Raw genomic sequence first — 13,814 nt, 5'->3', positions numbered from 1 at the left:
CAAATGTTGATATAAAGGTCTTATTAATCGGTCATCGCGTTAACACCGAATCGGGCATGGCAAACATAGTAAACAAGCGTATATAACCTATAGGTATCTGTAAAATTTTAATGGAAACTGTTAATTATCAATTTATTTTGTACAGAATACAAGTCGTATAGGCGAACACAAGTGGCTGCATGAATTTGATACGATGCAATATAGGACGTATTGAACGGTTACTTAATCTTTTTCCTTGAGACTGGTTTTCCTGTAAAATCTTCTGGACACACAAAATCTGAAAAGAATTCACAATACCAGCGTATTTAAGCCATATAGCCTGAATGTACTACGTTATACTATTATTTTGTTTGCTGGCATTGCCGCTACGTGCTCAACCCAACGTAACAGGTTTGGGAGCGTATCGTATAGATGTTACCACGCCTGACTCCTTGAACTCGGCAAAGTTTCGGGAATTGGAAAAGGCAAATGCTAAAGGCACACTGACCTTGTCCTGTTCGCACATTCGCACGTTTGCGTCGGGCGGTGTCGAAATAGGTGGCGTTACGTTTACCAATCTATATTTATTCTTTTACGACGATAAACTCTTTCGCATCTCCTGCGATTACAATGCTGACATAGAACGCGCTTTTGTTAAGAAGCACGGCAAAGGGGTTGCCAGCCCTGAGAGCCGATTGACGTTTTGCGATCAGAGTACCGATAAGTCGATGCTTTTAAAAGGAGAAATCTGGGAAAATGGAGATATTCTGACACTGGCAGTTCATGCAAAAGGCTTCAATAGTGATTGCCAGCAGGAAGAGTTTAATCGACTCATTATTAGCAACCAACAAATGGCCGAACTCTCGTCGGAGTGTGAACTTCAGGATGCCGACCCATTTCTCGATGAGTTTTATAACGTCATTAATGGACGATGATTGTAAAGTAGAAAAACGCTATGTCTACCTTGCTTATTGGAAATATTGACCCGAAAGTGTGATGCAGGTAGTCAGATTAATTCTTTTCGTTTTTGCTCTACTGTTAACAGGCCAGTATACACGGCTAAACGCGCAATCGGTACGTCCGCCAATGTTATTTGCCGACACTACACATAAAAAACAAGGGTATGCAAAAGACCCGCATGTGGTCTGGTTTAATAAACGGTACTTGCTTTATTACTCTGTTCCAACCGGAAAAGACTCGACACGTGCCGATCATTGGGGCATTGGTATTGCCGAAAGTAAAGATTTGATGAACTGGCGTAAAGTGGCCGAGATTGCCTCCAGCGCCGACTACGAGAAAAAAGGATTTTGTGCGCCGGGCGCATTAGTCCGTGATGGGAAAGTCCATTTGTTTTACCAAACCTACGGAAACGGAAAGAACGATGCGATTTGCCACGCGTTCTCATCAGATGGTATTCATTTTACCCGCAACCCAACCAATCCAATCTTTCATCCGGCGGTAAGTGAGTGGTCGTGTGGACGTGCTATCGATGCTGAGGTGTTCTTCTTCAACAATCAGTATTTTCTGTATTTCGCCACACGTGATCCATCGTACAAGATTCAGCAATTGGGCGTGGCAGTGGCTCCGGCATCTACTAATTTTAATAAAGAAGACTGGAAACAGGTGGCAACTGATGGGCCAATTCTGAAGCCACAATATGCCTGGGAAGGAGAGTGTATAGAAGCTCCTTCCGTTATTCAGCGGGGTAATGAATTGGTTATGTTTTATGCAGGAGCGTACAATAATTGGCCTCAACAAATAGGTATTGCACGTAGTAAAGATGGCCTTCATTGGGAACGAATTCAAGCCGAACCATTTCTGAAAAACGGCCCATCCGGTAGTTGGAACAGCAGCGAATCTGGCCATCCGCATATTTTCAAAACCCCAATCGGTAAAACGTATTTATTCTTTCAGGGAAACAACGACAAGGGCAGAAGCTGGTTTCTTTCCAACCAGGAAGTGACGTGGCAAAAAGACACTCCACGTTTATAATTTAATCTGATTTTCTCCTTTCTTGGTTAGGCCATTCTGCGAATCATTACTATGACCGACAGGACGTAGCGTCTCTGTTGCCAAAGAGTAATAATTAGAAGAGGTGTGTCTGCGTCTATGATCTTGTATAGCGAACCAGGGTCATGCCTTCTGCAATAAACCTTGTTTAGTGTTAACTCGAAAAGCACTTTTCTACTGAGACTACTTACCGACAAGTTTCTGAGTAACCTCTTACTGCTACTGAACTGAATACAAATAGAGCAATATAAAAGGTTGATAGACTATAGGTTATGCGAAATTCATACCTATTGCGCTTTCAAGTATAGTTATAAAATCTAGCATATATTACCGGGGAACTACCTAAAGTTTCAGCTACATCCTGTTCACCTCGTTCTAAGCTTTTATCTGGTGGATTAAGCAGCATAGCATAAAATAATGCTAGTGAAGTGTATGTTTTTGACTACAAATCAAACTACTATTCTGGTTTGTAGTCAAAAATATACAAACGGCATACTATTTGAGGGCATATTGCAAATTTTGTTAAATAGACGTTTTGTGTGCTAATAATACGTTTCGATATACTTAAATGTATATTATATAGTAAATATACTAACATAATTGACTAAGTACCAATGATAGTTACCTATTTGTTTGTAGGGCACACTATTTGCTGATGAATTGTAGATAATAAGTATTTGTCGGAGGATTGGTTACTATAGAATTTCTAGGGGCGATAGTTATTTCCCTTACAGTGATTATTGGGTGCTGCAAAAAAACAACAAGATATATTGGTTTTTAACCAATCAGATTAACAACAAGTCCGCCTTCTTTTTCTCTGAAACAGAGACCTTATATGCATTGACGTTTACATACATACACCGAACGAGTTTACTATGAAAATATCTGTACTTTCTGATGCCAAAGACCTCATTGCGAATCAGATAATGGCTTTATTAGCCAGAAATAGCAACAGCAACGTAGAAATAAAGATTGGCTACCTCGGTGCGATTATTGCCGGTCTTTTGTGTCTAACCAATCAGGCTCATGCTCAGGTTTCTGGTACCGTTTTTCGAGATTATACTGGAGATGGTATTCGGCAAACCAGTAGTATAGTGAGCGAACCCGGCGTGGCGAACGTAACGGTTAGAGCCTTTAACAACGTTGGTGCGCAGGTAGGTGCTACGGCTACCTCAGACGCTAATGGTAATTATTCCATTAGCGTACCCAACGGTACGTCTGTGCGGGTCGAATTTTCCAGTTTGCCTGCTGGAGCCTTTCCTACTGCTTTTGGTACCAACAGTAAAACCCTGATTCAGTTTGTGAGCGCCCCTGCTACTACAGTTAGTCTGGGCGTATTGTCGCAAGCGGATTATGATACCTATGGTTATCACCTGTTTACCAGTTGTTACGCTAATGGCGACTCTCAGACTGGTGGTTCCCAGTCGGCATCCGAAACGGCCATTGCCGGAATTAATTATTATAGTAAGGCCAAATTTGCGTCGTCTACACTGGGGCAGGTAGGGGCTATTTGGGGAATGGCCTACGCCAAAAATAAGGAGCGGCTATATATGGCCTCGGTGGTTCGTCGCCATGTCGGTTTTGGACCCAATGGAATCGGAGCTATTTATAAGGCTGACCCCTATAAGCCCAATACAACTTCGTTGTTTTATGATCTGGGGGCTAGTGTGGGTTCAGTGACAGGACGCGACCTGCCTGCTACGTTGGCTGCACCTAGTTACGATCTGGATGCGTTTGCGAAAGTGGGTATAGCTGGTATTGGTGACATCGATTTATCGACCGATGAAAGTACGCTCTATGTGGTCAATCTGAATGATCGATTAGTATATCGTATCAGCATCGATGCAAATGGCAACGCGGTAGCGGGGTCGTTGACGGCTTTACCGGCTCCTCCGTATATCGCTACGCCCCCCTGCACAAATGGAACAGCGCGTCCTTGGGCGTTGAAAGTACACAACGATGGGACCGGTGATAAACTATATCTGGGTATGGTTTGTAGCGCGGGCGTATCGCAAACGTGGGCTAACTTGTCAGCCTCAGTATATGAATATAATCCAGCCACCAACAGCTGGGTAACCACGCCCCGTTTATCGTTTCCGTTGAACTATTTACGGCAGGACCCTGGGGGTAACAACGCATACGGTAACAATTTTGGCTGGAAGCCCTGGACAAACGATTACGCAGGCGTAATGCTGGCGGCTTACAATGCAACTACGCAAACGGGTGGATATGAGGAAAATGCTTCTCGGGGGGGAGGAAACTATGCTCAGCCTATCTTATCCGATATAGAAATTGATGGAAGTGGCGATATGATTCTGGGATTTCTGGACCGGGGCGGTATTCAGTTTGGCTCGGGTAACTTTCCGCCGGTAACGGGTAGTACAACTTTGGTCAGCTACGTATCGGCGGGGGATATTTTGCGGGCTGGCCGAAATGCAAATGGAACCTACACAATTGAGAATAACGGAATTACTAATGGCACGGGAGGAACTAAAACCACATCAATGCCCAACCCGTTTACGGTAAATGGCTATACGGGTTCTCAGACAGCGGCTCCAGGTGGCCGGGAGTTTTACTGGGGCGAATATTATGTTGGGGGGGCAGGGTCAGAAATAACTCACTTCGAGACGCCGTTTGGCGGTTTAGCCTACGTACCGGGCAAAAACGAAATTCTGCTGACAGCTATGGACCCAGAAAATACGATCAATAGTGGTGGTGTGCTTTGGCTCGATAACACGAATGGTAGTAAATCTGATGGTGTTAATTTGTATACTAATGGTGGTGGCGCTGGTTACTTTGCCAAAGCCGTTGGTTTAGGCGACATTGAGCCCATACCTTCGCCTGATCTGGGTGAGATTGGTAACCGAATCTGGACCGATATTGATAAAGATGGGGTTCAGGATGCGGGCGAGCCGGGGATTTCTGGGCTTACTGTTACGCTCTACTCGAATAACACTCTGGTCGCTACGACCACAACAGACGCTAACGGCGAGTACTACTTTAACTTATCGAACGTACCCGGTGGCCTTTTACCTAACACTACGTATCAGATTCGTGTTGTGGCTAGCCAATTGCCCATTCAAAATCTAGGGCTCACAGGAGCCAATCTGGGTGGTAATGATGAACTCGACAGCGATGCTCAGCTCACAGGTGGGCAGGCGGTGATTACGTTGACAACCGGAACCGAAGTCGGTATCAATCACTCGTACGATATTGGCTTTAGTTGTGCTACCGTAACAGCTACCAGTACAACAATATGTGTAGGACAGACCATCTCGCTAACTGCTACGAGTAGTTCCAGCAACGCAACCTATAGTTGGACAGGGCCGAATAATTTCACGGCTACGGGTGCAGTGTTGCAGCGGCCTAATGCTACAGGTGCCATGAGTGGTAGCTACGTAGTAACCCAGAGCACGCCGAGTGCTTTTCTGGGAACAACGAATTTGGTACAGAATAGCAATTTCAATAGCGGCAATACGGGTTTTTCAAGTGATTATACAGCCGCCATTTCGACAACTGCTACCGGTACGTACCAGGTCGGTCAGCCCGCTTCGGTTACGGCCAACAGTATGGGAACTGCCTGTAATGATCACACTAACGGAGGTTCAATTACAGGAAATATGCTGATTATCAATGGTTCAACTGTTGCTAATCAACGGATCTGGTATCAAACCTACACAGTGATACCCAATGTAGCGTATCAGTTTTCGTATTGGGCCACTTCGTTTTCAGCGTCGAATTTACCTATTCTTCGAACAACTATTGATGGACAGACCAGTGGCGCTACACTCGACTTTACGGGTATAGGAACCTGTATCTGGCGGCAGTATTTGTACACGTTTACGCCAACAACCAGTTCAGTAACACTGGCCATTATTGATGATAATTTGTTGGGGCCAGGCAATAACTTTGGTATCGACGACATAAGCTTGTATCCGTATGAGTCTTGTAGTTCAAGCGATACAGTTAATGTGCTGGTTAAAGATCCGATTATAAACATCAGTACTACACCGGGTGTCTGTAATCCAGCAACTAACCAATATACCTTGTCCGGTACTGTTAGTCTGACCAATGCTACATCGGGTGCACTGGTTGTTTCTACAGGTGTTGGCAGTACCACGTTAAACGTAACGAGTGCTACGCAGACATTGCCTTTCTCGTTCACAGGGCTGCTTTCTAATGGAGCTTCCCAAACAATTACCGCCAACCTGTCTGATTGTGGCTCGGCCAGTGCCGTTTTCACGGCGCCGGTAAGCTGCACAGTAGCCCCCTGTGGTATAGATCTTACAGTTACACCCGGACTGTGTCTGTCGGCGACCAATAGCTACGTCCTTTCTGGCATGATCAGCACAAGCAACGTACCAACTTCGGGTACGTTAACCATTAGTTCAGGAGCCTTCACGCCACGTAGTTTGACACTACCAGCCGGCAATGCCTCTGGTACGTTTAGTTATAGTGGTTTGGTAAGCAATGGTCAGACGTATATATTAACGGCGAGTTATTCCAATTCGGCTTGCGCTCCGGTGAGTCAAACCTATACGGCCCCAGTGACTTGCTCAGTAGCACCAGTCTGTAGTCTAACGGCCAACGTAACCGCTGGACTATGTGCTTCTGCTACCAATACCTATTCGGCAACAGCCGTGGTAACGGTGCAGAATCCGGTGGCTGGCGTACTGACCATTACGCATGGGGCTCAAAGTGCAACCCTAGCGACCACCAACGCGACAGGGCCTGTAGCTTACACAGCTATATTTGTTGGACTAACCTCCGATGGAGTCGCCCATACCGTTACGGCAAGTTTGCCCAGTTGTAGCACTACGTCAGTTCAATATACCGCGCCCGTTTCTTGCTCAGTGGCACCGATCTGTAGCCTGACCGCTAACGTAACGGCAGGGCTGTGTGCTTCGGCCACCAATACCTACTCAGCAGTTGCCGTAGTAACATTGACCAATCCAATACCGGGTATCCTGACGGTAACTAACGGGGCTCAAAGTCTGACTTTTGCCACCACGGCAGTTAACTCCGCTACGTATACAGCCACCTTCAACGGATTAACTTCGGATGGGGCACCTCATACGGTTACCGCTACGTTAGCGGGTTGTGGCACAACCTCGGCCCAGTACACCGCGCCAGTAAGTTGTTCGGTGGCCCCCGTGTGTAGTCTGACCGCTAACGTAACAGCAGGTCTCTGTGCCAGTGCCACCAATGCCTACTCAGCAACGGCTGTGGTGACTATTCAGAACCCAACGATAGGTATTCTCACCATTACCAATGGCGCTCTGAGTGCCACCTTTGCTACTTCAGCCGCACCTGTTGCTACGTATACGGTTGAATTCCCTGGCTTGGCTTCTGATGGAGCCGCTCACACGGTTACCGCTACGTTGGCGGGTTGTGGCACAACCTCGGCCCAGTATACCGCACCAGTCAGTTGTTCAGTAACACCTGTCTGTGGCCTATCCGTCACAGCATCTGGAGCCAACTGTAATCCGACTACCAATCTATATGTATTGAGTGGTACGATTTATTTAACCAACAGCCCAGGCAGCCAGACGCTTACGCTAACCGATGGCAGCTATGTTCGATCGCTGACGGCTAATGCCAGTACCACTAGTATTAATTTCAGCTACACCACCATTCAGAGCGACGGTGCTCTGCATACCGTTACGGTCACGAGTTCGGCAACGGCCTGTAGCTCGGCATCGACCACATACACGGCCCCGGCTTCTTGTTCAATAGCGCCTGTTTGTAGTTTAAGCGCAACGGCCACGCCAGGCTTGTGTGTTACAGCGACGAATACGTATTCGATGACGGTATTAGTGAGTTTGACGAATCCAGCAGGCGGTGTAGTAACTGTCGCCACTGGAACGGCCAGCATAACAGCTAACATTCCTGCCAGTAGCGGACAGGTGATTTTCCCAGCCATTTTCAATGGCTTGCCTTCTGATGGAGCCGCTCATACGGTTACCGCTACGTTGGCGGGTTGTGGTACAACCTCGGCCCAGTATACCGCGCCAGTGAGTTGTACGGCAGTGGCTCTTGAAATCCAAAAATTCGTTGATAAATCCAGAGCCCGACTTGGGGAAGTTATCTCTTACACAGTTGTATTGACCAATACAGGTAATAACTCCGCTAGCAACGTGGTCGTGCGCGATTCGATGGGATTGGGGCTAACTTACGTGGCTAATTCGGCAACGGCACCTGCTGGAACTACCTTTACTCAGGGAACACCAGTAAATACTTGGGCGGTCTCATCCATCGGAGCTGGACAAAGTCTGTCGCTTACCTTGCAAAGTATCGCCGATAGTACAGGCATTCTACACAATACGGCCTATATTCCCGGCGACACAGCCTCGGTTTGTACCTCCATTCCGGCTCGTGTTTGTTCCGATGATTTATTTGAGTTTACACTAACAGCCCCGGCCGGACAAAGCACATACCAATGGTATAAAGATGGACAACCCATTGCGAATGCAACCACCAACATCCTTAGTGTTACGGCTATCGGTGCTTATACGTTGCGCGTTGACAACCAGAGTGGCCAATGCCCTGAATTCAGTTGCTGTCCCTTTATTGTTGAAGAAGATACCATTCCGCGTTATCAGGCCGCTACCATCCCTGTTAATTGTATAGGTAATGTAGCCCAGTCGGACGGCCAGATTGTACTAAGTGGATTCCAGCCAGGTTATACCTATCAGTATTCGCTGGGCAGTAGCTTCAGCAGCTCGGTCTCGGGTGCTCCTCAGGTGATTCCGGCGAATGGTGTCATTGCCAACAATCTGGCGAATCCGACCATCGCTCAGGCGTATACGGTGCGGGTGTATAATCAGGCGGGTTGTTATACAGATGTGACGGTACTGCTGATCCCAACAGTTTGTGGATGTCCGGCAGAGATTTGTGTGCCCTTCGTGCTCCAGCAAACCAAACGGGCCCGACGTATCGGCGATCCTATCCGCTAGTTGTTTCTAACGAATAGGTATTTTATAAAGAATAAACCCGGCACTACGCTTTACTGTGCCGGGTTTACTTTTTATAATAACGACTATGCTATATGGGTACTTTGTTCTATAACATCTGAGAAAAAGTAATTTAACGTAAATGATGGATTTATATCTCTGATTATCAAGTGACAATGCTTTCTTAAGACTATCTTTTACCCCCGGTCGCTGCCGTGTGGTTCATAAGTAGATCATTAAATAGCCCTTATTATATTAATTTGCCAGTTGAGTGACCTAAACAAAAAAAGCCCCAATTGAGGGGCTTTTTTGTTCTTAGTGGTTCGCCACGGCTTTGATTTCGGGCTTTAGTTTCTCTTTAGAAAATTAAAGTTTAGATATAAGTAACTGATAGTGAATTAATTAAACATAAATATCTCTTTTTGGGTACAAATAAGGATGAAAATATGTGGAATATTTTTTATTAGCACTGGGATTTGACTTAAAAAATAGTTTCTAAGCTAGACTTTTTTATCTTATTATCGTTGATAGGGATACGCTCTTAAGTTAACGCGATCAATATGCAGAGCCAGGATATTATGGACTTGCTTTATTCCAAGAGTATGGGCATGAGGTAATTGTTAAGTAAGTAAAGTTTGAGGAATAGGTAATTCTTAATTTGTTGAATAATATACTCAATAATATGCTGCCAACATTAGGGCTTATTTTTATACCGTTAGGTAAATAAGTAAGGTAAATTTATTATTATGTATACTTTTTACGTCTCAATCGCCCGCCCTACTCCTAAAAACTAGTTTATGCACTACCGTTTATTAACTGCTTTATTTGTTGTAATTACTATTTGTGTTTCTAAAGCTCAATTTGTCTCCTTTCCGACCAATTTCGATAGTCCTGTTACCAATATATTTGAATGGCATAACAAGCTGTGGGTTAGTACAGCGATTAATGGATTATACGTGTCAGAGGATAATGGAGACACATGGATAAAGAAGTGGAAACTTCATTATCAGGGAAATGTCAGCCCCCTGGAGAACAATGGTTTGATAATGGTAAATCAAATTGTTACTTATCAAAACTTTCTTTTTGGATGCACCAATCATGGACTATATCGCTCCACAGATGAGGGCATAAACTGGCAGCTAGTTAAAAACTTTGTGGATACTAATTCAAGCCCTAACTTCTCTGTTGATGTTAGTGTCTTACAACTTGTTCTGTCCCCCCATAAATTTATTGCCCTATTGAGTGACGGTAGAACTGCGACCTCAACCGATGAAGGTAATACATGGTCAGAACCATTTGTAATAACAGAAGCGGCTAATGATTCTCCGAACCAGAGACCAAGGCAATTCATCAGTTGGGCTAACAATAAGTGGTATTTATTAACTGCTAAACGTCTACTCGTTTCAACCAATGATGCTCAGACTTGGGAGCCTCTGTCTCTGTCAGTAGGTAATAGTACCGCCACTGCCCTTTGCGTGAATTCGAACGATATTGCAGTCGGCACCTCTGAGGATTGGTATGATAGAATAGGTAGTTACATTGGAAAAAAAGTATCCCTATATACATCCAAAGATGGTGGACACTCCTGGACTCAGACAGAGTTCAGCTACAATGAATACGGCGGAATCCATATGCCCGTTGATATAAATATTACATATACGGCTGGGCACTTTTACGCGTCAGCAAAGGGTGATGTATGGAAAACAACAGCCGCATCTTCTTGGACTAACTGTCGTGAAGGAATTAAACCAAGAGTAATTTATGGCAGCGACGTTAGCGTCCAAGCTAATTTGATGATCACTGATGGGCGTATTTATACGATAGTAGTAGATCCTTCTCCTGTTAGTCAATATATATTTTATTATAAGCTTTACAGTCGACCGCTTGCGGAATTAGAAGCCACATACTTTGCCGCTCCAGCTTTGCCAGTTGTTACTGAATGGACTTCGTTTACAAATGTTATAAGCTGGCAGGATGTATCCGACGGCGAAGAGAGCTTTGAAATTGAACGATCTGAGCAGTCTTCTACTTCATTTCAATTGATCAGTAGTGTGGCAGCGGGTATTACCACCTTTCAGGATGGTCAGGTACGGGCAGGTATCAGTTACTATTATCGTATACGGGCAAAGAAAGGGGGAGGTTATTCAGCTTATTCTCCAATAGCTAAATCTCTTCGATCAAACGATTGCGTGCAGGTCAATAATATAGGCGATGACATCGGTATTATAAGACGTGTTGAGCAGCCAACGCCTTTAATCCTTTATGCTTTATCGGGAACCGAACTGATAAAATCGATTAATGGAGGGCGACAGTGGCAAACACTAGATGTATGTGATGCTGATAACGCGCTGTATGCTGATATTTCCTTTCCATCAGCAAATCTTGGCTTTGTTATAAGTCGTGGCCGCCCTAATATATTTAAAACAGAAGATGGGGGATTAACTTGGAAACGACTCTTTCCTAAAATTGATGATATAAACTTAGAATCATTCTCAGTTCATTTTGTCAACGATTCTGTAGGGTATATGTTGGCTAAACCGTCCGCGTTTGGGTCTTATTACACTCTTTATAAGACTACAAACGGCGGCTACTCTTTTGATAAACTCTCTAATAGCCCACAGTTTTTGCTTGATGATAATGGATGGTATTTACAACAAAAGGTTAAACCCTGTTTTATTGGAAGCTCAACAATTGTCGGATTCACAGCACTCGTCAATAATGATTACAGCATTCGGGATCGTATCGCCATCTCTACGGACGGAGGGATAACTTGGCACAAGCACCTCATTCCAACAGGGGTGGCAGGTATCACACGATTGCATGCCATTTCTGCTGATGATATTTGGATATTTGGCCAATTAAACCAAAATACAGATGTCTATCATACAACCAATGGAGGAGTTACCTGGACGAAAATCGACTTACCTGATCGGCTCCCTAATCAATATGAACCGATTAATGTTTATGATATTCGTTTTGCAGACGCTCAACGAGGGATTGTCATTGGTGGTAAAGCAGGGAGGTATGATGATTCAGGCGGAGCGAAGCCAGCAACCGGTTATATCTATAAAACAAGTGATGGAGGTTTGAGTTGGACATTACTTAATACAAGTACCCCGATCGAAATTCAACTAAAGAAACTTAGTATCCAGGGTCAGCAGGTGGTAATATTTGGGGCGGGTGTTGACTATAATTACCCCGGCCGAACAGACAGACTGACTCTAACTTCAACAGATTTGGGGGCAAATTGGGAAAGGAGCTGTGATCTAACTTACATCATTCCTCGTTCAATTGCCTTTCGGACAGATAAAGAAAGCTATATGGTTGGGCCCGCCCAAGTATTCATACAAGGCTATTACAGTATTTACACTTCTTTTACACTAGTTAGTTATTATCATAAATCAACAGACGGTGGCTTGTCTTGGAAAAAAGTATTGCTGCCTGAAACGGAGCGACTTTTTGAAGTATACTTTCTAAATTCACTGACTGGCTTTTTGACTACACAAGATGCTGTCTGGGTAACCTCAGATGGTGGACAATCTTGGCAACGAAAACTTACACCTGCCCCATTCTTACCGGAAAGAGTTTATTACCCTATTAATTTTGCTGAGAAATTTCAAAGGTCTTACTTTATCGACGATCTAAACTGGCTAAGAATTAGTAATACAAATCAAGTATTTAAAACTTCAGATGGAGGTAACACCTGGATACAGGTAGCAGCACCTACCTTCACAAATACACCGATATTCTCATTTGTTGATACACAGGTTGGCTTTTGCACAGGAGAAGAGGGAAAATATAATGGTCAGATATATCAGACTGTAGACGGTGGTTTGACCTGGAAGTTGGTTGGGCAAGGTGCAAGGGGCGGACTTCCCGTTATAAGTATGTACTTTACGGATGCTAACACAGGCTTTATGAATGATCGTAGATTGAAAGTCACTCATGATGGCGGTAGATCATGGAATACATTTGAGCCTATTTTGAATGATGAGGACCAGAGCTACGGGTCAAAATTTACATTTTTTAATAAGGATATAGGGTATTGGGGAGGCTTGTATAAGACGATTGACGGCGGGAAAAGCTGGAATAAAATGCCAAAACGCTCAAGGACAGTCTGGCCTCTTGCCACCATTGATGAGCATACGGCGTATGCTTTGAATACCAGTATTCGGCATGGCAGTACACCTTGTAATCTGGTCCCTCTTTCAAGCGATACAATAATTTGTAAAGGTGCTAATCAGCCAGCTGCTTTACAATTGGCCACTGGAGTCGCAAGTAGTCCATTAAGTTATCAATGGTATAAGCATCCTGAAAAAACGCTCCTGCCAGGTCAAACCAGTGCTACCTTAAGCTTGACAGGTCTTTCCACTCGTGACATAAAATCCTTTTATTGTGTAGCTACCAATGGATGTGGAACTGCTATCAGCCCTGTTTTAACTATTTCAGGTGAGCAAGTTGAATATTCAATAAAAGATGGTGACTGGTCTGACCCGGCAATTTGGTCGTGTAAGCGCCTTCCAACAGGCAATGATCGTGTTTTATTAAAACATTCTATAGCGTTACCGGAAACATATAAAGGTTATGCTCATTTTCTTGATTTTTTTGATAGCAAAGCAAAACTACGCTACAATAGCCAGTCAAAACTTTTATTTAATAGTCAGTAAAAATGATTGTTAGCGTGAATTCTTAGGCTATCAATGAAAGTACCGCAAGGCTATATTACTCATTTTTCAAGGTGGTAATGGTAAAGGCCGTATATAGGAGTTTACCACCTTACCACCTTAAAAAGAGAGTAATTGGGGCTTCGTAACCAACTGAATTTTGTCGAGATGAAAGGGCTGTATAAAGTAGTTATTTCTCTTTTACTCC

General features: G+C 44.3%; 4 protein-coding genes. All 4 read left to right on the top strand.

The genetic code is table 11. The annotated features are described in order from the left end of the window. The first annotated feature begins 323 nt into the window (after positions 1-323). Entirely contained in the window at positions 324-914 is a 591-nt protein-coding gene (locus tag ACYVD4_RS04615; RefSeq protein ID WP_460942849.1) for a hypothetical protein, read from the top strand. 61 nt (positions 915-975) lie between these two features. Further along, the gene (locus tag ACYVD4_RS04610; RefSeq protein WP_460942847.1) at positions 976-1,971 is read left to right on the top strand and encodes a family 43 glycosylhydrolase; all 996 of its coding nucleotides are present in this window, start codon (positions 976-978) and stop codon (positions 1,969-1,971) included. Between the two features lie 893 nt (positions 1,972-2,864). Beyond that, complete coding sequence (locus tag ACYVD4_RS04605) at positions 2,865-8,945, top strand: SdrD B-like domain-containing protein (protein ID WP_460942845.1); 6,081 nt, start codon at positions 2,865-2,867, stop codon at positions 8,943-8,945. Between the two features lie 794 nt (positions 8,946-9,739). Further along, positions 9,740-13,609 (top strand): YCF48-related protein, encoded by a 3,870-nt coding sequence (locus ACYVD4_RS04600; protein ID WP_460942843.1) that lies wholly within the window; start codon positions 9,740-9,742, stop codon positions 13,607-13,609. Positions 13,610-13,814 lie beyond the last annotated feature (205 nt).

The organism is Spirosoma daeguense, assembly GCF_054776875.1.
The sequence above is the reverse complement of the archived record's forward strand: the minus strand, read 5'-3'. Positions and strand labels throughout refer to the sequence as shown.

What these genes read in the sequence shown, in the direction of transcription:
- ACYVD4_RS04615 (WP_460942849.1), top strand. Translation starts at nt 324, where the DNA reads ATGTACTACGTTATACTATTATTTTGTTTGCTGGCATTGCCGCTACGT.
- ACYVD4_RS04610 (WP_460942847.1), top strand. Translation starts at nt 976, where the DNA reads ATGCAGGTAGTCAGATTAATTCTTTTCGTTTTTGCTCTACTGTTAACA.
- ACYVD4_RS04605 (WP_460942845.1), top strand. Translation starts at nt 2,865, where the DNA reads ATGAAAATATCTGTACTTTCTGATGCCAAAGACCTCATTGCGAATCAG.
- ACYVD4_RS04600 (WP_460942843.1), top strand. Translation starts at nt 9,740, where the DNA reads ATGCACTACCGTTTATTAACTGCTTTATTTGTTGTAATTACTATTTGT.